Below are 21,069 nucleotides of genomic sequence, written 5' to 3'. Positions count from 1 at the left end.
GGCGTGCGGCCGACTGGGGCAAGCAAGGGGCGGCCGCCATGACAAAGACGATTTACAATTACCTGTCGCTGGTGTATAATCAATGTTGGAAATACCTACAGGGAGCCAATGAAGAGGAGGGAAAGGTGCCCTGTTCTTGTTGTGCCTAAGGGAGGGAGAATGTGAAGAACACCAAGAGGCTGGGAATCGTCATCATCATAGGGCTTGTGCTCATTGCATTGGCTTCTGCGGCTACCTGGGCAGCAAGCAGTGCGGCTGCCTCTGCCAAGGCATTTAACGCTGTGGATCTGCCCGATGGAGAATACACACCTGACAACTTCGCCTGGTCCGGCGGCTCAGGACGACTGGAGTACATCCGATGTAACAGCATTCTGGTAGAGAACGGAGGTGCCTATGCGGAACTGGAGTTTGCCAGCGCTCATTATGACTACTTGAAGGTCATGGGGAAGAGTTTTGCACGCACTGGGGCCAGCGACGACACGGCTACCTTCCGGGTACCGGTGAAACTGAATACCAACCTGGAGATCGAGGGGCGCACGACCGCCATGTCTCAGCCACATTGGATTCCATATAAGATATATATAGGGAAGAAAGGCGTGAAAGCAGATGGTACAGAGGCATTCGATACCGCAAGTCTGCAGAAGCAGCACGCTGCGATGAAGAGAAAACTGCTTGAAGAGGCTCCGATGATCCCCGGATTTCCGAAAGGCGAACAGATTGCCCGCGCGCAGCATCTTCGACTCTTTCGATATGCAGAAGAGGGCACTGTGATCCAGGTAGAACGAGGGAAGGCCGACGGAGAAGGGGTATATGGGCAGAAGGTGGTCAACTACCTGATACTACCCGAGAAGATCGAAGCACCGGCAGGGATCGAGAAGGATTTTGTGATCATTCCCGAGGGGGCGGCCCCGGTCTATGTCTACGGATCCGATGCCATTGCGTTTCTGTCGAAGTTGGGGGTAAAGACAGCCCCTGGTGGAGGGTTCGATGCGGCGAAAGTCGTGCGTGTAGGCACAAAGCTTTGTGTACTTCCAGAAGCGGCCGCGACCCCGGAGGTGACAGGGAAACTCATCACTCTTGGGATTCCCCTGTTTCTGGATAGAGCAGAGACAGATGAACGGGGGGCATGGGCGCTGGCCTATGGTGAGATCTTTGGGAGACAGGAGGAAGCTGTGGCGCAGGCCGCACGCGAACAGAAACAGCAACGGTCCGCGGCAGCGATTCTTTTGATTGCGGTCGCAGCGGCAATGTTGATCATTCCGGCAGCAGCAAAGAGAGGATAGACGATGGCTTTTGAGCATTACATGAGGAGCGGGGACAAAGTCCTGCGCATGGGATACACCACCGGGACCTGTGCGGCTCTGGCGACCCAGGGGGCGGTCAGGCTTTTGCTTGGCGCTGAAGAGCCGGGTCTTCTTAGCGTCATGACTGCCAAGGGGATCCTGGTGGAAGTGGAACCAGAGACCTGGCATGTAACAGAGGCGACCGCAAGTTGCACCGTACGGAAGGATGCGGGAGACGATTCCGACGTCACCGACGGCATGCTGGTGACCGCCACGGTGCGGTGGAGCCCGGAGCTGGGGATCCATATCGACGGCGGCAGCGGTGTAGGCCGGGTCACCAAGCCCGGGCTGGATCAGCCGGTGGGAAATGCAGCCATCAACCACGTTCCCCGGCAGATGATCAGAGACGCTGCCATAGCAGAGCTGGAGCTGGCCGGCCGAGAAGAGGAGGGTGGTCTGGAGGTGACCATCTCCGTTCCGGACGGAGAGGAGAGAGCCCGGAAGACCTTCAACCCTATGCTGGGGGTAGTGGGAGGGATCTCCATCATCGGCACCTCTGGAATCGTAGCGCCTATGAGCGAACAGGCCCTCATCGACACAATAGAAGTGGAGTTGCGGCAGAAGAGGACGGAGTCTGACCGCCTCATCATCACCCCGGGGAACTACGGAAAGGATTTTCTGACCACCTATGGGTTGGCCGGAGGACAGATCCCGGTGCTGATGTTCAGCAATTTTCTGGGAGAGACTTTGGACATGATGGCCACCATGGAATTTAGAGAAGTGCTCCTGGTGGGACACATTGGCAAGCTGGTGAAAGTGGCAGGCGGGGTGATGAACACCCACTCCAGGTCAGCCGATTGCAGGAAGGAGATCATCACCGCCCATGCGGCGGCAGCCGGCGCCGATACGGAAGTCTGCCGCCGGCTCATGACCGCTGCCACCACCGATTCCTGCATCGAGATCATGCAGGCGGCAAGTGTGGCAGAACAGACCATGGCCAGTATCGTGGACAGCATTCAATGGCAGCTGGATCACCGGGTACGGGATAACTTCCGGATCGGAGCGATGACCTTCTCCAATGTCTACGGAGTGTTGGGCATTACCGATACAGGACAAGAGTTAATGGATAAGTGGCGCCGGGAGGGCGCCTTGCAATAGAGGGAGGAACAGATATGGTACATTTTGTTGGGGCAGGCCCTGGAGCGCCGGATCTCATCACCATGAGAGGCGCAGAACTTTTGAAGAAGGCAGACAGTATTATCTTTGCAGGAAGCCTGGTGAATCCGGCCCTGCTGGATATGGCCAAGGAAGGCTGCGACATCTATGACAGCGCCGTCATGACGCTGGAGGAGGTGCTGCAGGTCATGAAGGACAACGAGCAGAACGGCAAGGAGACCGTTCGCCTGCACACCGGAGACATGAGCCTGTATGGGGCCATTCGGGAGCAGATGGACAGGTTGGATGAGATGGGGATCCAATACGACGATACACCCGGTGTCTCCGCTTTTTCCGGAGCAGCTTCTGCCATCTGCGCCGAGTACACCCTTCCTGGCATCAGTCAGAGCGTGATCATCACCCGTATGGAGGGAAAGACGCCGGTTCCGGAGGGCGAGAGCATCGCCAGTTTTGCGGAACACGGGGCTACTATGGTCCTCTTCCTGAGTTCCGGGATGATTCCCAAGCTGCGGGAAGAACTGCTGAAGGGAGCTTACACCGAGGATACCCCGGTGGCCATTGTCTACAAAGCAACCTGGCCGGACCAGAAGGTGATCCGCTGTACCCTGAAGGACATGGCCCAGCGCGCTGAAGAGGAGAACATCACCCGTCTGGCGCTGATCATGGTAGGGGATTTTCTGGGAAAGGAATACGACCGCAGCCTGCTCTACCATCCTAAGTTCGCCACCGGCTATAGAGAGGCCTCGGAATAATGAAACTTAAGTATCTGGCTTTTTCTGAGCAGGGCGAGGTCTTGGCCCGGCGGATCGCAGAAACACTGGGCGGGGAGGTGACCCGAAGCCGCAAGTCTTACGGCAGCTACGCGTGGACAGCGGATAATTTCAGGTGTGCGGATGGGCTGGTCTACGTGGGAGCATCCGGTATCGCGGTGCGGAGCATCGCCCCTCATCTGGTAGACAAAGCCCACGATCCCGCGGTGATCGTCATCGACGAAAGAGGGAACTTCGTGATTTCCCTGGTGTCAGGACATCTGGGCGGTGCCAACGATCTGGCCCGCAGGATCGCAGCGCTGATCGACGGTTTGCCGGTGATCACCACGGCCACTGATGTAAACGGTGTATTTGCGGTAGATGCCTGGGCGAGGGTACAGGGATGCCATCTGTTGGAGAAGGAACGGATCCTGGGTATCGCCACCCGGCTCCTGGCAGGGAAGAGTGTGCGGTTTGCCAGCCCGTTTACAGTTGGCGGAGAGGTGCCGGATGGTATACAGGTGATACCGGCCGGGGAGCCGGCGGACATCTGCCTGGATGTTTTTGTGCAGGGGAAGGCACTGCATATCGTGCCGCAGGTGGTGACTTTGGGCATCGGTTGCCGACGGGGGACAGTGCAGGAGAAGATCGAAGCCGCCTGGAGGGCAATGTGTACGGAGACAGGGCTCGCAGAAGAGGCAGTCGTCGGCGTTGCCAGCATCGACCTGAAAAAGGACGAGAAGGGACTGCAGGCGTTTTGCCGGGAGCATGGGTGGCCTTTCCGGACGTATAGTGCCGGGGAACTGAAGGAAGTCCCCGGAGAATTCACCGCTTCGGAGCTGGTAAAGAAGGTGACCGGTGTGGACAATGTGTGTGAGCGGAGCGCTCTGGCGGAGGCCGGAGGGCAGTTACTGCTCAGGAAGTTTGCTAAGGATGGTGTGACCATTGCCGCTGCGGCAAGGGCGTTCACACCGGATTGGAGAGACAAGGATGACTAGATTGTATGCGGTGGGGCTGGGCCCCGGCGGCGAGGAGTATATGACACAGCAGGCAAGGAAGGCCATGGAGGTCTCTGACGTGATCTGCGGGTATACGGTGTATGTGGATCTTGTGAAAGATCTGTATCCTGGAAAAGAGTTTTTTACCACTCCCATGATGCAGGAACAGAAGCGCTGTGAGATGGCGCTGGAGAAAGCCCAGGAGGGGAAGACCGTGGCCATGGTCTGCAGCGGCGATGCCGGCGTGTATGGGATGGCGGGGTTGCTGCTCCAGCTTCTTCCGGATTATCCGGATGTAGAGATCGAGGTAGTGCCTGGTGTGACTGCGGCCTCTTCCGGCGCGGCAGTACTGGGAGCACCCCTTGGGCATGATTTCTGTGTGATCTCTTTGTCGGATCTGTTGACAGACTGGGAAGTGATCGAGCAGCGTCTGCGGCTGGCGGCAAAAGGGGATTTTGCCATCTGCCTCTATAACCCAAGATCGCACAAGAGAACAGAGCATCTGAAGCGGGCCTGCGAGATTCTGATGGAATGGAAGGAGCCGGAAACGCTTTGTGGTTGGGTGAAGAACATTGGCAGAGAGGGACAGGAGAAGGGGCTCTCTACTCTGGAAGATCTGCCGAAAGAGCCCATCGACATGTTCACCACTGTGTTCATTGGGTCTTCCAATACCATTGATTGTGGCGGGAGAATGGTGACCCCCAGAGGATACGAGAAGAAGAGATGAAGGTATTGATATTCAGCGGGACTTCGGACGGTCGGGAACTATCGGAGATCCTGGTAGAGGAGGGTCACCAGGTAATCGTTTCTGTGGCCACCGAATATGGCGAAGAAGAACAGGCCTCGGTTGTGGGAGTATCTGTGGTAACAGGACGAAGAGACCGGGAAGATATGGTGTCCATGCTCCGTGGTATAGATCTGTGTGTGGATGCCACCCATCCCTATGCGGTAGAGGTGTCGGAGAACATCCGGGCGGCCTGTCAGGAGGCAGGCGTGCTTTTGAAAAGGCTGGTGCGTCCTGCAGAAAAGACTTCGGACAGGTGCGCCATGACAATCGTGCCCTCGGTAGAGGCGGCGGTAGCTTACCTGACGCAGCATCCAGGGCGTGTGCTCCTGACCACTGGTTCCAAGGATCTGCCGGCTTACGGAGTGCTGGGAGGAGAGCGGTTATATCCCCGGGTGCTTCCGACAGCATCCAGTCTGGCTTCCTGCGAGGCCGCGGGGATCCCGCACCGCAACATCATCGCCATGCAAGGTCCCTTTTCGGATCGCCTGAACCGGGCGCTGATGGACCAGTTCTGCATCGATCTTATGGTCACCAAGGAGAGCGGCAAGGCCGGCGGGTTCATGGACAAAGTCCGGGCCGCAGAGGAGGAAGGGGTGTTCACCATCGTGATCGCCCGGCCTCAGGACAGCGGCGAATCCATGGAAGAGATCGTTGCGTATTGCAGGAGAAGAATATGAAAGAAATAATACTGGCAGGGATGGGCAGCGGCCGGGAGGACATGACCACCCTGGGAGTGAACAAAGCCATATTAAGTGCTGATCTGGTGATCGGAGCAGCGCGGCTTCTAGAGGATCTGGAAGAGATCATTCAGGGAAGAACACAGAAGGCGGTCATCGCCAGAGATGTGATGGCAGCCATCGAAGCAGCACCGGAGAAGAACATCACCGTGGTGTACAGCGGGGATACAGGGTTTTACTCTGGGAGCAAGCAGCTGATCCCCCTGCTGCGGGAGAAGGGCTATTCATTTGAGGTGCGTCCAGGCCTCTCCAGCATCCAGCTGTTGGCGGCCGCCTTGGGCGAGTCCTGGCAGGACTGGAATCTGTTCTCCGCCCATGGACGCCAGCTGGATCCTGTGGGAGCGGTGATGCAGGGGAAACCCGCTTTCTTTCTGACGGGAGGGGAGCTGACGCCAGAGGTTCTCTGCAGGCAGCTTACGGAGGCCGGTCTGGGCGATCTGCCGGTGGCGGTGGGTGAACAGCTGGGAACCGGGTATCAAAGAATCATACGGGGGTCAGCGGCGGAGCTGGCTGACCAGACCTTTGATTCCCTGTCAGTGATGCTGATAGAAAAGGCATCGGCTGCAGAAGTGGTGACATTCGGCCCGGGGATCCCGGATGAGAAGTTTCTCCGAGGCAAGGTGCCCATGACAAAACGGGACGTGCGGGCTGCCATCCTTGCACGCCTGCAGCCCGCTGCAGGGGAGACCCTGTGGGACGTGGGGGCCGGCACGGGAAGCGTATCGGTAGAGATGGCCCTTGCCACACAGATGGGACAGGTCTATGCGGTGGAAACCAACCCGGAAGGGGTGGAACTGATCGAACAGAATCGACGCCGGTTTGGCGCCTGGAATATCCATGTTACCGCCGGGATGGCGCCGGCAGCACTCTCTGACCTGCCGGCGCCGGATGCAGTGTTCCTGGGAGGCACCAAAGGGAGCATGCTCCCAAGCATTGAGTGTGCCCTGTCAAAGAATCCGAAGGCGAGGTTTTGTGTCACCGCCATCCTGCTGGAGACAGCTATGGAAGCGATTGATATTCTCCAGAAGAAGGGACTGGCTGTGGAGGTGACCCAGATCCAGGTCACAGAAGGGAAGCCGGTGGCTGGTAAACACATGATGCTGGCCAACAACCCGGTGTTTGTCATCAGTGGGAGATGGGAGGAACCGGAAGGAGAATGCCATGCGTAAAATCATGTTCGCCGCGCCTGCCTCCGGTACCGGAAAGACCGCTGTCACCTGCGGAATGCTCACCATTCTGGCCAGAAAAGGGTTCTCACCCTGCGCCTTCAAGTGTGGTCCGGATTACATCGATCCCATGTTCCATCGTTCAGTATTGGATATGGAGAGCCACAACCTGGACCTCTTTCTGGCTAGCCCGGATCGGGTCAGGGAGATGTTTCACAGATATTCTAAAGGCTACGGTATCTCCGTATGCGAAGGCGTGATGGGATTCTATGATGGAGTGGGTGGTACCACCACCGAAGCCGGCGCCTGGCATCTGGCGGATACCCTGGATCTGCCCGTGATCCTTGTGGTGCGTCCCAAGGGTGCCAGTCTTACCATTGCGGCCCAGATCAGAGGACTGCAGGATTTTCGGCAGAACAGCCACATCTGCGGGGTGCTGCTGAATGATTGTTCTACTATGCTTTTCCAGACACTGGGGCCCATGATCGAGAAAGAGTGCGGCATCCCAGTGGTCGGTTATCTGCCCCACATGGAAGAGGCGATGTTTGAGAGTCGTCATTTGGGGCTCTATACCGCGGGAGAGATCAAAGATCTGCGGTCTCGGCTGGATGCCATCGCAGACCAGATAGACCAAACCGTAGATCTGGATCGGCTTCTGACGATCGCAGAATGCGATGACGAGGCGTTCAGAGGCGATGTGATGGAATCGGCCCGGCAGAAGGAAGACTTTGTGCCGGTGCGGATCGCCGTGGCCCGTGATGATGCGTTTTGCTTTCTATACGAGGAAACGCTGGACACGTTACGTGATGCCGGTGCGGAGCTGGTGTTCTTCAGTCCGCTTACGGAAGGCGCACTGCCGGAGGACATTGGAGGGCTTTATATTCCGGGAGGTTACCCAGAGTTATACGCCGAGCAGTTGTCCGCGAATCGTTCCATGCTCAAGTCCGTTCGGACGGCCGTTCTGAATGGTCTGCCCACCATCGCGGAGTGTGGCGGATTCCTGTACCTCCACGATGAACTGGGGGATGCGGATGGAAGGCTTTGGCCAATGGGCGGCGTGATTCATGGAACCGCTACCCGCCAAAATCGCCTTGTGCGGTTTGGGTACAGCGAGATCAATGGCGGGAACAGTATGCTATTCCGACAGGGGGAATCCTACAGGGTGCATGAGTTTCACTACTGGGATTCCGATGCCAATGGCCAGGCTATCCACGCTGTTAAACCTGTAAGCGGCCGCAGCTGGGATGAGGCCTATGCCACGGACACGCTGTATGCCGGATTCCCGCATCTATATCTGGCAGGGAAGCCGGAGCTTGCTGCAAGGTTCGTAGAGGCAGCCAGGAAAGGCGGCGTGCTGTAGTGGCCAAAATAAGAAAACATGGTGTCTCGGCCACTATAGAATCAAAGATCAGCTACTACATTCTCTGAGTCGACAGGAGTATGACAGACACCATAGAAGGAGCAAATGACAAAGTGACGATACATTATCTTACAGAACATCCGGAACTGCTGGTCAGTGGGATCTGCCTGGCGGCGCTTTTGCTGGATTTTTTGCTGGGAGACCCCTCCTGGCTGACCCATCCGGTGGTGATCATCGGGAAGGGTATATCTATGATGGAGCGGGATCTGCGGCGCCTCTTCCCAAAGGACGAGAGAGGAGAACGGACAGCGGGCACCGCGATGGCTGTGGCGATCCCACTGATGACCCTGGTGGTAACAGGGGTCGTGCTCTTGATGGGGTACTTCATACACACGTGGATCTGGGTGGCGCTGGAACTTCTCTGGTGCTGGCAGTGCCTGGCAGCAAAGGGGCTCCGAAAGGAGAGCATGAACGTCTATCGCAAGCTGGTGCCGGAGGTGGATCTGCCTGCCGCACGGGAGGCGGTTGGTCGGATCGTGGGACGCGATACCGGAGATCTTTCCGCGGAAGGGGTCACCAAGGCGGCGGTTGAGACGGTGGCAGAGAACTACAGCGATGGCGTGGCAGCGCCGCTTTTCTACATGGCGATTGGCGGTGCCCCTCTGGCACTCATGTACAAAGCCATCAACACCATGGACAGCATGGTGGGCTATAAGAACGAGAAGTATATCAATTTCGGACGTGCGGCAGCCAGGCTGGATGATGTGGCCAATTATCTGCCGGCGCGTTTGGCAGCTTTGCTGTGGATCTGTGCGGCGGCGTTGACAGGACACGATGCCAAAGGTTCCTGGCGCATCTGGAAGAGGGACCGGAGGAATCATGCCAGTCCCAATTCGGCACAGACGGAATCTGCCTGTGCCGGATCTCTGGGGATCCAGCTGGCAGGGAATGCCTATTATTTCGGGGAGCTCTACGAGAAACCCACCATCGGGGACCCGGATCGGCCGATTGAGCCAGAAGATATTCGGAGGACCAACCGGATGATGTACGTGGCCTCCGTGCTGGCGTGTCTGCTGTTTGCCAGTATCCGACTACTGATCATGATGGCGCTGGACGGGCTGCTTTAGCGATAGGAGACATGAGTATGGAAAAACGACTGACCCATGGAGGAGACTGGCAGAGCTACCTGGATAAGTATGGAGAGATGCCGCTGGATTTTTCGGCCAACGTCAGTCCACTGGGGGTTCCGGCAGGGGTGACAGAGGCGATCCGGAAGGCGGCAGATAAGCTAGAGCTTTACCCGGATCCGCTTGCCCGGGAACTGAGTGTGGCTATCGCCCGGCACTGCGGCGTGAAACCGGCGCAGGTGCTGTGTGGTGGTGGCGGCGCAGACCTGATCTATCGCGCCGCCCTGGGCCTGGCGCCGCGCAGGGCACTGGTGACGGCGCCCGCATTCGCAGAATATGAGGATGCGCTGCAGAATGCCGGTTGTGAAGTGCTTCGTTTTCCGCTGAAGGAAGGAGAGAACTTCCGGGTAGGACCGGAAATTTTGGATGCTTTGCGGGAGGACATCGACATGGTCTTCCTGTGCGAGCCCAACAACCCCACCGGTGTGACCACGGATCCGGAACTCCTTGCAAAGATCGCGAAGGTTTGCAGGGAACGAGAGATCATCCTGTTCCTGGACGAATCCTTCAATGAGTTTTTGGAGGATCCGGAAGGGCATAGTATGATGTGTCGGCTGGAAGAGTTTCCAAACATGCTGATCCTGCGCGCCTTTACCAAGTTATATGCCATGGCGGGGGCGCGGCTTGGGTATCTGCTGACGGCAAGCCCCGCGGCCATGGAGAAGATGCGGGCCGCGGGGCAACCCTGGGCCGTGTCTGAGTTAGCGCAGGAGGCAGGGCTGGCGGCACTTAAGGAAACGGAATACGTGGAAAGAGTGAGGGCCTTGGTCCTGGAGGAACGAGGCTTTGTGCAGAGGGGTTTGGAAAACCTGGGACTTGCCGTGATTCCGGGAGAGGCCAATTATTTTCTGTTTCGGGGGCCTGCGGATCTGGCGGACCGGATGGAAGCGCATGGGATCCTGCTCCGGCGGTGCGACAACTACTGCGGGCTGGGCCCGGGATGGTTTCGGACGGCAGTACGGACGCATGCAGAGAACGAGCGGCTGCTACGAACCATGGAAATTGTGTTGATGAGATGAGATCTGGGGCAGAGTGCGGTGGTCAGACGTGTCGAATTCCGTTGAAGCGTAGTTAGATTCAACTTGACGGAATTCAGTGGGCGATTTGTTGAATAATCATACCTATAAATGTAAATATTTGGGTTTACTATCGCCTGAGGAAAGATATAATAGACGCTGTTTGTGCAGTGGGAGTGACTTTTTGTGGAAAAATAGCAGGTACTACGTGATTTCGGCCGGTGTTTTTCCGTCAGATGATTCGTAATTACTGTTTGACGGAAAAGAGTCATTTCACAAGGGGATAGCTGTGTTGAAGAAAGGCAAACAGCGAAGGAGGATGAAGATGAAAAAAGCGATGTGTGTGATGATTCAGGGAACCATGTCCGATGCCGGAAAGAGCGTGGTGGCAGCCGGGCTTTGCCGGGTATTCCGGCAGGATGGGTACAAGGTGGCGCCCTTTAAGAGTCAGAACATGGCGCTGAACAGTTATGTCACTCGGGACGGCAAGGAGATGGGACGAGCGCAGGTGATGCAGGCGGAAGCGGCCATGATCGAGCCAGACGTGCGGATGAACCCTATCCTGCTGAAACCCTCCAGCGATACCGGTAGTCAGATCATCGTGTTGGGGGAGATCCGGGATGAGATGTCCGCTGTGGACTATTTCAGATTCAAGCACAAACTGTTCCCGGAGGTGAAGAAGGCATTTGATGAACTGGCGGAGGAGAATGACATCATCGTCATCGAAGGCGCCGGCAGTCCGGCGGAGATAAACCTGAGAGAGGACGACATCGCCAACATGGGAATGGCGCAGATGGTGGATGCTCCCGTGCTTCTGGTGGGGGATATCGACCGGGGCGGTGTGTTCGCCCAGCTCTATGGAACAGCGGAACTGATGCTCCCGGAGGAAAAGGCCAGGATCGAAGGGCTGGTGATCAACAAGTTCCGTGGAGATCCTGAGATCCTGCGGCCGGGGCTGTCCATGCTGGAGGAAAAGACCGGCATTCCGGTACTGGGTGTGATCCCCATGCTGAAGGTGGATCTGGACGATGAGGATTCCCTGGCGCCACGGCTCACGAAAGAAGCCGTCGACCGCCCACTGGATGTCTGCGTGGTTCGGGTCCCACGGCTGTCGAATTTCACGGACTTCTCCGTGCTGGAGGAGCATCCGGCCATCGGCGTACGGTACGCCCGCCGTCCGGAGGAACTGAAGGAACCGGATCTTGTCGTGCTCCCTGGCACAAAGAATACCATGGATGATCTGGTGTGGCTGCGAGAGAGCGGCATGGAGGCGAAGATCCTGCAGGCGGCAGACCGGGGAACGCCGGTGCTGGGTGTATGTGGTGGCTATCAGATGCTGGGAGAGGAACTCTACAATCCGGAGCATACGGAAGGGGATCGGGAGTACCTCCACGGACTGGGACTGCTGCCGGTAACGACCACGTTCACGCCCGAAAAGACCCGTACACGGGTGCAGGGAGAGGTGGTGTCAGGCCCCTTGGCCGGGGCGGCGTTGGATGCCTACGAGATCCATATGGGCGAGACCATCGTCCGGGGCGAGGACTTCTGCAGGCTGACAGACGGAAGCCTGGACGGCTGCTTCAGCGGCAATTGCTACGGGACCTATCTCCACGGGCTTTTCGATACGGGCGCACTGACGGAGAAACTGGCCATTTGGCTGGCCGAGTGCAAGGGTATCGATATCGATGATCTGAAGCCCATGGATCACCGGGCTTATGCCCAGAGAGAGTATGACAAGCTGGCCGATGGAGTTCGGGCAGCCCTGGATATCGAGAAGATCTACGAGATCATGAGGGAATACCAGAGACACGGGGAGGAATAATATGGAATTCAAACACGTTTTGCCCGCGGACATCGAGCGGACCAGCATGGGTATCATACAGAAGGAACTGGACGAGAAAGGCATCGTGATCCCGGAAGAGAATCTGGCGGTGGTGCGCCGGGTGATCCACACCACCGCGGATTTTGACTATGCGGAGAACCTTGCCTTCACGGAGCACGCTGTGGAACGAGGCGTGGAGGTCATGAAGGAGGCACCGGTGATCATCACGGACACCAATATGGCCCTCTCCGGCATCACCAAACCGACGTTGGGTAAGCTGGGAGGAGAGGCCTTCTGCTACATGGCAGAGAAAGCCATCGCGGAGAAGGCCAAGGCAGATGGGACCACCCGGGCGGTGGCATCTATGACATACGGAGCATCGGAGCATCCCCATGCGGTCTTTGCGGTGGGGAACGCGCCCACGGCGTTGATCAAACTGGCGGAACTGATGGAGGAGGGCCTGCGGCCGGCCATGATCATCGGCGTGCCGGTGGGCTTTGTGAATGTGGTGGAGAGTAAGGAACTGATCCTGGAGACCTGCAGGAGGTATGACGTGCCGGCCATCGTGGCGCTGGGCCGCAAAGGAGGAAGCAACGTTGCCGCCTCTATCTGCAATGCCATGCTATACACGGCGGCGGGTCTCATTGATCCGGGAGCGAGGGGATGGAAGGGCTGAGATTGATCTAAAGGTACATGATGCAGAAGAATATCCAAGCCATGGCTGTACCGAAGATAATCACCATGTCAAGCAGGAGGAAGCCTGCAGTGACCAACATGTTCTTCTGTCGGGAAATTCCCTTCCTTCGCATCCTGACAGAGTTGCGTCTGACCAGCCAGTTGAGCAGCAAAACGGCAATAGCAACCAGGAGTCCTACCAAGGACAGTCCACCGGGTTTGCAGATAGAAGCCAGGACGCAGAGCACGGTTACCGTGACAACAAACCAGGTGAACAGGCTGAATAGCCGTCCGTATAACCCAGTGGAGGCGCAGGCACCACCCTCGGCCACCGACTTTCGGGAACGGGCGAGCCACAGGAAATAGAAGAGCAGACTGGTTACCATCAAAAGCAAACCGGAAACGATCACGATCTTCGACAGCAGCCCGGGAATACCGAAATAGTAGGATCCTTCTGAGAACACGTTTCTTACGTTCAGACCCAAGCAAATGATCAGGAGGATCCATAGGGGCAGCAGGGATGTCCGCATGCTCCGTCGGATGGATTCCAGCCGGATGTGCTCATCGGTGTCAATGGGGACGGGATCGGCTTCCTGGGAGGCGTAGATCATCATCTTGCCACCTGCGCCTCCGTCCACACGGATCAAGCCGGCTTCCCGGCAGTAGTCATCAAAACGCTGACGCTCCGGGGTATCTTCCGGGTCATAGGCGGATACTTCCGGCAGATGGACCACATGATAGTGCACCTGTGTGGGTTTCTCTCTTCGAAAGTACCAGAAATACCCGCCGATGTGATCCAACTGCCACCCTTCCTGTGCCTGCTTCTCCAAATAGTTCTCAATTCCATCATGATCAAAGGGGAGGAAATTCAACAGCCTTCTCCGGTATTCTTTCTGATTTCTCATTGTCAATACCTATTCCTTTCCAAATTCTCTCTCATAATCGGAGAGTTGTATTCGCAGGCGCTGGTTTTCCCGGCGGAGGGCATCCTTTCCGATCTCTGTGAGAAGGTAACTGCGTTTTCTCCCCTCTACTTTGGTTTCTCGGATCATCTCCGCCGCCTGAAACTGCTCCAAAAGATGGTAGAGTGTTCCCGGACCGATGTGCACTCGGTCTTCTGTTAGTTCTGACACTGCGGCCATGATATCTGTGCCGTGCCGTTCTTTTCTCAGACAAAGCAGTATGTAGTACATCTGCTCTGTCAGGGTCTTGAATTTCTCTCTTGCCATGTCTGCGACCTCTTTATTAACGAATATCGACATTATTAGTTTCAGTTATCTCGTGGATGGTCAGGGAAGGATTGCACAAAAGGTTTCGGGTCCGGCGCATCTTCACATGGAGGATGAATTCATGGGAGAGCGTTCAGAGAAAGGGACAGGACGAAGCATCCTGTCTTTTGCATTTTATTGCAAACATCCGATTGATTCCAGAATTTTGGGGGTATACAGCAGACGAAAGATGAGATAAACTATATAGGTACGACATATTCATTATAATTGGAGGAAACAATGCTTAGAGTTAACGACCTCAGATGGACCGCCGAGGACGGCGCGGAGATACTGAAGGGAATCGATATGCAGGTCAGCACAGGCAAGCTGACCATCGTGACAGGCCCCAACGGGGGCGGCAAGACCAGCCTGGCCAAGGCGATCTCAGGTGTGGTGAAGATGACCGGAGGACAGCTTCTCATGGATGGACTGAATCTGACCGGTATGGATATCACAGATAGAGCCAAGTGCGGCGTAGCCTATGCTTTTCAGCAGCCGGTGCGGTTCAAGGGAATCACCGTGCGGGATATGTTGCAGCTGGCGGCGGGAGGCCAGATCAGCGAGCAGGAGATCTACCGGGTCATGGACGCGGTGGGCGTATGTACCGCGGACTATATTGACAGAGAGGTGGATTCGTCTTTGTCTGGCGGAGAGATCAAGCGGATCGAGATCGCCACTGTCCTGGCACGGAAGGATGCCAAGCTGATGATCTTTGATGAACCGGAGGCAGGCATTGACCTGTGGAGCTTCCACGGACTGGTGAACACCTTTGAGAAACTGAAGCAGCAGAAAGACAAGATGCTGATGGTGATCTCCCATCAGGAAAGATTGCTGGAGATCGCTGACGATATCATCGTCATCGCTGATGGCCGTGTCCGTGTGGCAGGGCCCAGAGAGGAGATCCTGCCCCAGTTAATGGCGGATGAGAAGACCGTGTGTCCTGCAGGCAAGGACGACTGTGCGAACCTCGGAAAGGAGATGCTGAAATGACAGATAAGGTAATGGAAGAACTGCTGAATCTGGTGGCGGATTATTCTCCAGAGGATGGTTTTGACGGTGCATATAATATCAGAGGAAATGGCACCTGTATGGGGCGCGAATCCACAGAGCACGTTCGGATCGAGCCCAAGGAGGGCGGCAGCGGATTGGATATATATGTAGATCCAGGCACCAAGGGAGAGAAGGTATTCATTCCGGCCTGCATCTCTCACGGTAACGTGGATGATCTGGTCTACAACGATTTCCATATCGGTGCAGATGCAGATGTGTTGATCGTAGCCGGCTGCGGTGTACATACCGATGGAGAGGGAGAGGCCAGACATAACGGAATCCACCGCTTCCTGCTGGACAAGGGTTCCCGGGTCGTCTATGAGGAAAAGCATGTGGGCACCGGCAGCGGGGAAGGTCTGCGTTTCATCGATCCGCAGACGGAGGTCCAGCTGGGTGAGGATTCCTATCTGGAGATGAACACCTCTCAGATCGGCGGGGTAGATCACACCGTCCGTAAGACCAGAGGTTCCATCGGCCCTCGAGCCAAGCTTGTGATCCACGAGAGTCTTCTGACGGAAGGGGAGCAGTACGCCTCTACGGACTTTGCGGTAGACCTGGATGGGGAGGACAGCGGGGTCAATCTGATCTCCCGTTCTGTCGCCAAGGGGAATTCCTATCAGGAGTACCACTCCAAGATCGCTGGTAACAACCGTTGCATGGGGCATTCCGAGTGTGACGCCATCCTGGTGGACAAGGGCAGAGTCAACGCTGAGCCAGAGCTTCTGGCGGCAGATCTGGACGCTAACCTGATCCACGAGGCGGCCATCGGCAAGGTGGCTGGTGATCAGCTCCTGAAACTGCGTACTCTTGGTCTCACCGAGGAAGAAGCCGAGGAAAAGATCATTCAGGGATTCTTGAACGCATAGGATGTTTGAGGCTGACGTTTAGGTGCGTCAGCCCTTTTACGTGGGAGGTTATGGCAAGTTTGCACATGCTTATGGCAGTGCCATAAGCATGAGCGGTTTTGCCATAACAAAAACGGGTTTTTGGGATAATTCTTATGGCAAAGCAATCTATGCTTATGGCACTGCCATAAGCATAATCGAATCTGCCATAACCCACCGCTCGATAAGAGTTACAACTTTGGACAGCGCCACAGGCGCATAGGAGAAGACGATGAACGAAACGATCAAAGCCGTTGCCACTGTTGTGGGGAAAGATGACATCGGTGTGCTGACCCAGGTATCCGGGGCGGTGGCTGCCGCAGGTGCCAGCGTCATGGAGGTGACCCAGTCTGTGCTGGAAGGCTATTTCTGCATGATTATGATTTTGAACATTACGGACGCCACCAAGGGAATCGACGAGATCCGACACGGGATCGAGGAAGCGGTTCCTGGTATGCAGGTCCACGTCATGCACGAGAATATCTTCAATTCTATGCACAGGATCTAGGATGGAGGGATGGCTATGTTGAATATGAGCGACATCATGGAAACCATCACCATGATACAGGAAGAGAATCTTGATATCCGAACCATCACCATGGGCATTTCCCTCATAGACTGCGCAGACGCGGACATCCACCGGTCCTGCCAGAAGGTCTACGACAAGATCTACACCCACGCGAAGGATCTGGTGGCTACCGGGGAATACCTGGAGAAGAAATACGGCATTCCCATTGTCAACAAGCGGATCTCTGTGACACCGATCTCCCTGCTGGCTGGCGTCAGCGGCGGGGATCCGGTTGAATACGCCTGCACCTTGGACAAGGTTGCCCATGACGTGGGCGTGAACTTCATCGGCGGCTATTCGGCGCTGGTACAGAAGGGATTCGGCCCTGGAGATCGGGAGTTGATCGACTCCATTCCCCGGGCACTGGCGGAGACAGAGCTGGTGTGCTCCTCTGTCAATGTGGGTTCCACCAAGGCAGGCATCAACATGGATGCGGTGGCGCTCATGGGAGAGAAGGTCCGGGAGGCTGCGGAGCGCACAAAGCATAACAAGTGCATCGGCTGCGCCAAGCTTGTGGTGTTCTGCAACGCTGTGGAGGACAATCCCTTCATGGCAGGCGCCTTCCACGGGATCACCGAAGCGGACTGCGTGCTCAGTGTAGGCGTCTCTGGTCCGGGGGTTGTGCGGGCAGTGCTGTCGAAGATGCCAGCGGAGGCAACCATGGATGAGGTAGCGGAAACGATCAAGAAGACTGCCTTCAAGATCACCCGTGTGGGCCAGCTGGTGGGGACAGAAGCGGCAGAGATGCTGGGGGTCCGTTTTGGGATCATCGATCTTTCCCTGGCGCCCACCCCGGCCATCGGCGATTCTGTGGCATACATTCTGGAAGAGATCGGGCTGGAACAGGTGGGGGCCCACGGGACCACCGCGGCGCTGGCGATGCTCAACGATGCGGTGAAGAAGGGCGGCCTGATGGCAAGTTCCAGTGTGGGAGGTCTGTCCGGAGCTTTTATTCCGGTGACAGAGGATGCTGGTATGATCGACGCGGCCCGGAAGGAGGCTTTGTCCATCGAGAAACTGGAGGCCATGACTGCGGTCTGCTCAGTGGGTCTGGATATGATCGTCATCCCCGGGGATACCAGTCAGGAGGTGATCGCAGGGATCATCGCAGACGAAGCGGCCATTGGCATGGTGAACAGCAAGACCACGGCCGTTCGGGTCATCCCCGCCATCGATGTTCCTGCAGGAGAAGAACTGGACTTCGGGGGACTGCTGGGAAGCGGCCCGGTGATGAAGGTCCGCACCCAGTCCCCGGCGAAGATGATCCGCAGGGGAGGACGCATCCCCGCACCCATGCAGAGCCTGAAGAACTAGAGAACTGATTCCGCACAACTTGAATATGACAGCTTGCTTTCATGGCAGGCTGTTTTTTTGTGGCATGGTTTTTGCGGTTTATTGTGAGAAAGAGCGAGGAGGTGAAGAGGTTGTATACCTTCAGTATGAGCATCCCAACAGTGATCCGGTTCGGTCCTGGTGAAGTCAGAAACGTTGGGATTGCAATGAAAGAATGCGCAGATAACGTGCTGCTGCTCTACGGCAGCGAGCGGATCTTTCGATGTGGCACAGGGGCAGGGATCGTTGCGGATCTGGAAGAGGCTGGCTGCCGTGTGGTGCGTCTGGGCGGAGTGCCGGCCAATACGGACAGTCAGTTTATCGATCAGGCCATCCAGCTTGTTCGTTCGGAAGGGCTCAACGGGATCCTGGCCGTGGGAGGTGGCAGTGTGATCGACTCTGCCAAAGCCATCGCGGTGGGAGCCTGTTCCAACACGGGGATCCTGGAGGTCTTCCGGAGTGGAGAGACGGGAGATTTTGTGCTTCCGCTTGGAGCTGTGGTGACCATTCCGGCTACCGGCAGCGAGGCCAACGCGGTGGCGGTGATCACGGATCACGAAACGCACCGCAAGTATACCGGCAGGTTTCCCCAGGCGAAACCGAGATTCGCCATACTGGATCCGGAGCTGACTCTGTCCGTGCCGCCGCAGCAGACGGCCATCGGCGGGTTCGATATTTTTTCCCATGCCTTTGAGAGGTACTTTGACCTGAGGCGTGGGAGCGTTCTGCTGGATGAGTTGACCCTGGCGCTGATGCGGACGGTGGTAGAGTGTTTGCCGGCGTTGGTGAAGGATCCGGAAAATCTGGAGTTGCGTTCTGAGATCATGTTTGCCGCTACAGTGGCACACAGCGATATGCTGGGCCCTGGCGGAGATTTCGGCTGCCACGGATTGTCTCATTTCCTTACGGAGGTGCACGGCATCACCCATGGAGGGGGCCTGGCCATGCTGATCCCGGCCTGGTGTCAGGTCATGCGACACCATGATGAAGAGCGCTTTCGTACATTCTATCGTGGCGTGTTCGGCGTAGAAGATCTGGAGGAAGGGCAGCGCAGGCTGGAAGGTTTTGTGCAGGCGATCGGGTTGCCGCGAAAGGTGGGAGAGACGATGGATGCGGCGTCTATGACAAAGCTTACGCTGGAGGCAGGACGTTCCATCGGCAGCGGATTTCGGGTTATGGAGCCGGCAGAGATCGAGGCTGTGTACGAGGCGTTGCGGTAGGCTGTTGCAGGATTGCAATGCTGCAACGGTATTATGCAACGGCAGTCTCCCGAATTGTTAAAAAAATGGCGAAGGGAGTGAGTTCGGGAGTTGGCACGATTATTGCTTTGTAATAAGACAGTGGAATAAATAAGTTATTTTTCTTAGGTTATCACCATCACGAGCGACTCATGAAAGGAGAGACAACATGAGTAACAAATCAAAGGTCGCCCTGGTAAAGGGCAAAGACATTCAGGAGAATGTCACCAAGGTGTTCGATCTGCTCGGTGGCGTGCAGAACCTGATCCACAAGGGTTCTGTGGTCATGCTCAAGCCGAACGCAGGTCATGCGGAGCCGCCTGAGACTTCCGTATGTACCAATCCGGAAGTGATCCGTGCGGTCATTCGTGAGATCAAGAAAGCTGAGCCGAAGGAGATCGTCATCGCCGAGGCAGCTGCCATCGGATGCGACACCGTAGAGTGTTTTGAGGTCAGCGGCATCAAGGCCATGGCTGATGAGGAAGGCGTGGAGTGCTACGATATCAAGAGAGACAAGGATCTGGTCAACGTAGCTGTCCGTGACTACAAGTCCAATCTGGATCACATCAAGCTGCCGAGAAGACTGATGGAGGCTGATCATCTGGTCAACCTGCCGATCCTGAAGGCACACGCTTCCATGGTATTCTCTGGCGCACTGAAGAACATCAAGGGTGTTGTACAGGATAAGGTCCACATGCAGATGCATCAGCAGAACCTGACCATGTCCATGATGGACGTATGGTCTGTCTGCAGAGCGGACATCAACATCATGGACGCTTACAGAGCAGCTTCCGGATATTCCCCGCATATGCCGGTTCCAATCGAGTCCGACATGATCCTGGGATCCAAGGACCCTGTCGCTATCGACAGAGTTGCCTGCGAGGTCACCGGTATCGACACCTCCGGCGTCAGCTACTTCACCGTTGCTGAGGAAGCCGGACTGGGCTCCTACAGCATGGATCAGATCGAGGTCGTAGGCGACACCATCGAGGATTGCTTCTATCCTATGTGGATTCCGTACATCGGCGACATGAGCAAGAGATGGCCGGAGTACGACGTGAGATGCGAGGGTGCATGCTCCAGCTGCCAGGCGCTGCTGGCTATCAACATGGAAGAGCTGAAGGCCGTCAATGAGTACGACAAGAACGCGGGAATGACCATCGTGGCCGGCCCCAAGAACGAAGTACCTGACGATATTCCAGACGAGAAGATCGTTCTCCACGGCAACTGCACCAAGAAGTATCTCAAGAACCATCCGAACGCTTATTGGATCCTGGGATGCCCGCCGAATGAGCCTGCTCTGTACCTGACCATCCAGAGAAAAGAAACCATCAACGGCATGGGAGATCAGGAAGACGAGATCATCCGTCCGTGCATGAAGAGAGACGAGCCGGTCTGGAGAGAGTACGTGTTCAAGGCTGCGGAAGAGTATTACAAAGAGCATCCGGAAAGCAGGTAATCTATGCTGAACGACTATGTATCCTACAACAACGACGAGAAAATGAAGAAAATCCTCGCGGATATCTTTACGGACGAGTTCATGCAAAAGCACACCAAGCTGGAGAACTTTGAAGCATTTCGCTATTCCAGCGCGGTGATGGTCACCTGGGATTCCCCACGTCTGGTGTTCTCCAAGACCCTGCTAGACGGGTTCGTCCGGGAGAGCTCGGAGTTCGACTCGTGGGATGAAATGGTCAAGACCGCAAGCGATGAAAGATTTGGAAAGAAAGAATAACAGAAGTTGTGTATAGGGTGCCCCGGCGGGCCCGGGGC

The 21,069-nt window shown here is 56.3% G+C and carries 21 protein-coding genes; 19 read left to right on the top strand and 2 right to left on the bottom strand.

The genetic code is table 11. The features are described from left to right. The first annotated feature begins 161 nt into the window (after window positions 1-161). The 12 genes from P156_RS0105215 to P156_RS0105160 all read left to right on the top strand — a co-directional run bounded on the left by P156_RS0105215 (window position 162) and on the right by P156_RS0105160 (window position 12,957). The gene (locus P156_RS0105215) at window positions 162-1,283 is read left to right on the top strand and encodes a hypothetical protein (protein ID WP_027869226.1); all 1,122 of its coding nucleotides are present in this window, start codon (window positions 162-164) and stop codon (window positions 1,281-1,283) included. 3 nt (window positions 1,284-1,286) lie between these two features. Then, window positions 1,287-2,441 (top strand): cobalt-precorrin-5B (C(1))-methyltransferase CbiD, encoded by a 1,155-nt coding sequence (gene cbiD, locus P156_RS0105210; protein ID WP_027869225.1) that lies wholly within the window; start codon window positions 1,287-1,289, stop codon window positions 2,439-2,441. 14 nt (window positions 2,442-2,455) lie between these two features. Next, window positions 2,456-3,211, top strand: coding sequence for a precorrin-4 C(11)-methyltransferase (gene cobM, locus P156_RS0105205; RefSeq protein ID WP_027869224.1), 756 nt, complete (start codon window positions 2,456-2,458; stop codon window positions 3,209-3,211). Beyond that, a complete protein-coding gene (locus tag P156_RS0105200) occupies window positions 3,211-4,206 on the top strand; it encodes a cobalt-precorrin 5A hydrolase (protein WP_027869223.1) in 996 nt (331 codons plus the stop codon). Before cobM ends, P156_RS0105200 begins: the two co-directional genes overlap by 1 nt. After that, a complete protein-coding gene (gene cobJ, locus P156_RS0105195) occupies window positions 4,199-4,933 on the top strand; it encodes a precorrin-3B C(17)-methyltransferase (protein WP_027869222.1) in 735 nt (244 codons plus the stop codon). The genes P156_RS0105200 and cobJ overlap by 8 nt, the downstream gene beginning before the upstream one ends. Next, the gene (cobK, locus tag P156_RS0105190; protein WP_027869221.1) at window positions 4,930-5,670 is read left to right on the top strand and encodes a precorrin-6A reductase; all 741 of its coding nucleotides are present in this window, start codon (window positions 4,930-4,932) and stop codon (window positions 5,668-5,670) included. The genes cobJ and cobK overlap by 4 nt, the downstream gene beginning before the upstream one ends. After that, window positions 5,667-6,899 (top strand): precorrin-6y C5,15-methyltransferase (decarboxylating) subunit CbiE, encoded by a 1,233-nt coding sequence (gene cbiE / locus P156_RS0105185; protein WP_027869220.1) that lies wholly within the window; start codon window positions 5,667-5,669, stop codon window positions 6,897-6,899. The genes cobK and cbiE overlap by 4 nt, the downstream gene beginning before the upstream one ends. After that, window positions 6,892-8,256, top strand: a complete 1,365-nt coding sequence (locus P156_RS0105180) for a cobyrinate a,c-diamide synthase (protein WP_027869219.1) — start codon at window positions 6,892-6,894, stop codon at window positions 8,254-8,256. Before cbiE ends, P156_RS0105180 begins: the two co-directional genes overlap by 8 nt. Before the next feature lie 80 nt (window positions 8,257-8,336). Next, window positions 8,337-9,383 carry an adenosylcobinamide-phosphate synthase CbiB gene (cbiB, locus tag P156_RS0105175; RefSeq protein WP_081818456.1) on the top strand — a complete coding sequence of 349 codons (1,047 nt, stop codon included), beginning with the start codon at window positions 8,337-8,339 and terminating at the stop codon, window positions 9,381-9,383. Window positions 9,384-9,400: 17 nt separating this feature from the next. After that, window positions 9,401-10,462 (top strand): histidinol-phosphate transaminase, encoded by a 1,062-nt coding sequence (locus tag P156_RS0105170; protein ID WP_027869217.1) that lies wholly within the window; start codon window positions 9,401-9,403, stop codon window positions 10,460-10,462. A 322-nt stretch (window positions 10,463-10,784) separates the two neighbouring features. Beyond that, window positions 10,785-12,281 (top strand): cobyric acid synthase, encoded by a 1,497-nt coding sequence (locus P156_RS0105165; RefSeq protein WP_027869216.1) that lies wholly within the window; start codon window positions 10,785-10,787, stop codon window positions 12,279-12,281. Window position 12,282: 1 nt separating this feature from the next. Beyond that, window positions 12,283-12,957 carry a precorrin-8X methylmutase gene (locus P156_RS0105160; protein ID WP_027869215.1) on the top strand — a complete coding sequence of 225 codons (675 nt, stop codon included), beginning with the start codon at window positions 12,283-12,285 and terminating at the stop codon, window positions 12,955-12,957. A 7-nt stretch (window positions 12,958-12,964) separates the two neighbouring features. Here P156_RS0105160 and P156_RS0105155 read toward each other — a convergent pair whose 3' ends face one another. Both P156_RS0105155 and P156_RS0105150 read right to left on the bottom strand, forming a co-directional pair. Further along, the gene (locus P156_RS0105155) at window positions 12,965-13,861 is read right to left on the bottom strand and encodes a DUF2812 domain-containing protein (protein WP_027869214.1); all 897 of its coding nucleotides are present in this window, start codon (window positions 13,859-13,861) and stop codon (window positions 12,965-12,967) included. Between the two features lie 9 nt (window positions 13,862-13,870). Further along, the gene (locus P156_RS0105150; protein WP_027869213.1) at window positions 13,871-14,185 is read right to left on the bottom strand and encodes a PadR family transcriptional regulator; all 315 of its coding nucleotides are present in this window, start codon (window positions 14,183-14,185) and stop codon (window positions 13,871-13,873) included. Between the two features lie 279 nt (window positions 14,186-14,464). On the opposite strand from P156_RS0105150, the gene P156_RS11655 reads away from it, so the two are divergent. The 7 genes from P156_RS11655 to P156_RS0105110 all read left to right on the top strand — a co-directional run bounded on the left by P156_RS11655 (window position 14,465) and on the right by P156_RS0105110 (window position 21,031). Then, a complete protein-coding gene (locus P156_RS11655) occupies window positions 14,465-15,214 on the top strand; it encodes an ATP-binding cassette domain-containing protein (protein WP_051600674.1) in 750 nt (249 codons plus the stop codon). Continuing rightward, on the top strand, window positions 15,211-16,140 hold the full coding sequence (locus P156_RS0105135) for a SufD family Fe-S cluster assembly protein (protein WP_027869212.1): 930 nt from the start codon (window positions 15,211-15,213) through the stop codon (window positions 16,138-16,140). The genes P156_RS11655 and P156_RS0105135 overlap by 4 nt, the downstream gene beginning before the upstream one ends. 250 nt (window positions 16,141-16,390) lie before the next feature. Further along, window positions 16,391-16,666: an ACT domain-containing protein gene (locus P156_RS0105130; protein ID WP_051600673.1), complete on the top strand. Its 276-nt coding sequence runs from the start codon at window positions 16,391-16,393 to the stop codon at window positions 16,664-16,666. A 15-nt stretch (window positions 16,667-16,681) separates the two neighbouring features. Then, complete coding sequence (locus P156_RS0105125) at window positions 16,682-18,040, top strand: PFL family protein (RefSeq protein ID WP_027869210.1); 1,359 nt, start codon at window positions 16,682-16,684, stop codon at window positions 18,038-18,040. Between the two features lie 125 nt (window positions 18,041-18,165). Then, window positions 18,166-19,278 (top strand): iron-containing alcohol dehydrogenase, encoded by a 1,113-nt coding sequence (locus tag P156_RS11650; RefSeq protein WP_185752143.1) that lies wholly within the window; start codon window positions 18,166-18,168, stop codon window positions 19,276-19,278. A 187-nt stretch (window positions 19,279-19,465) separates the two neighbouring features. Beyond that, window positions 19,466-20,755, top strand: a complete 1,290-nt coding sequence (locus P156_RS0105115; RefSeq protein WP_027869209.1) for a DUF362 domain-containing protein — start codon at window positions 19,466-19,468, stop codon at window positions 20,753-20,755. Window positions 20,756-20,758: 3 nt separating this feature from the next. Continuing rightward, window positions 20,759-21,031, top strand: coding sequence for a hypothetical protein (locus P156_RS0105110; RefSeq protein WP_027869208.1), 273 nt, complete (start codon window positions 20,759-20,761; stop codon window positions 21,029-21,031). Window positions 21,032-21,069: the final 38 nt, after the last annotated feature.

This window comes from Eubacterium sp. AB3007 (assembly GCF_000688015.1).
In the GTDB taxonomy this organism is placed as follows: domain Bacteria; phylum Bacillota; class Clostridia; order Peptostreptococcales; family Anaerovoracaceae; genus Aminicella.
The sequence above is the reverse complement of the archived record's forward strand: the minus strand, read 5'-3'. Positions and strand labels throughout refer to the sequence as shown.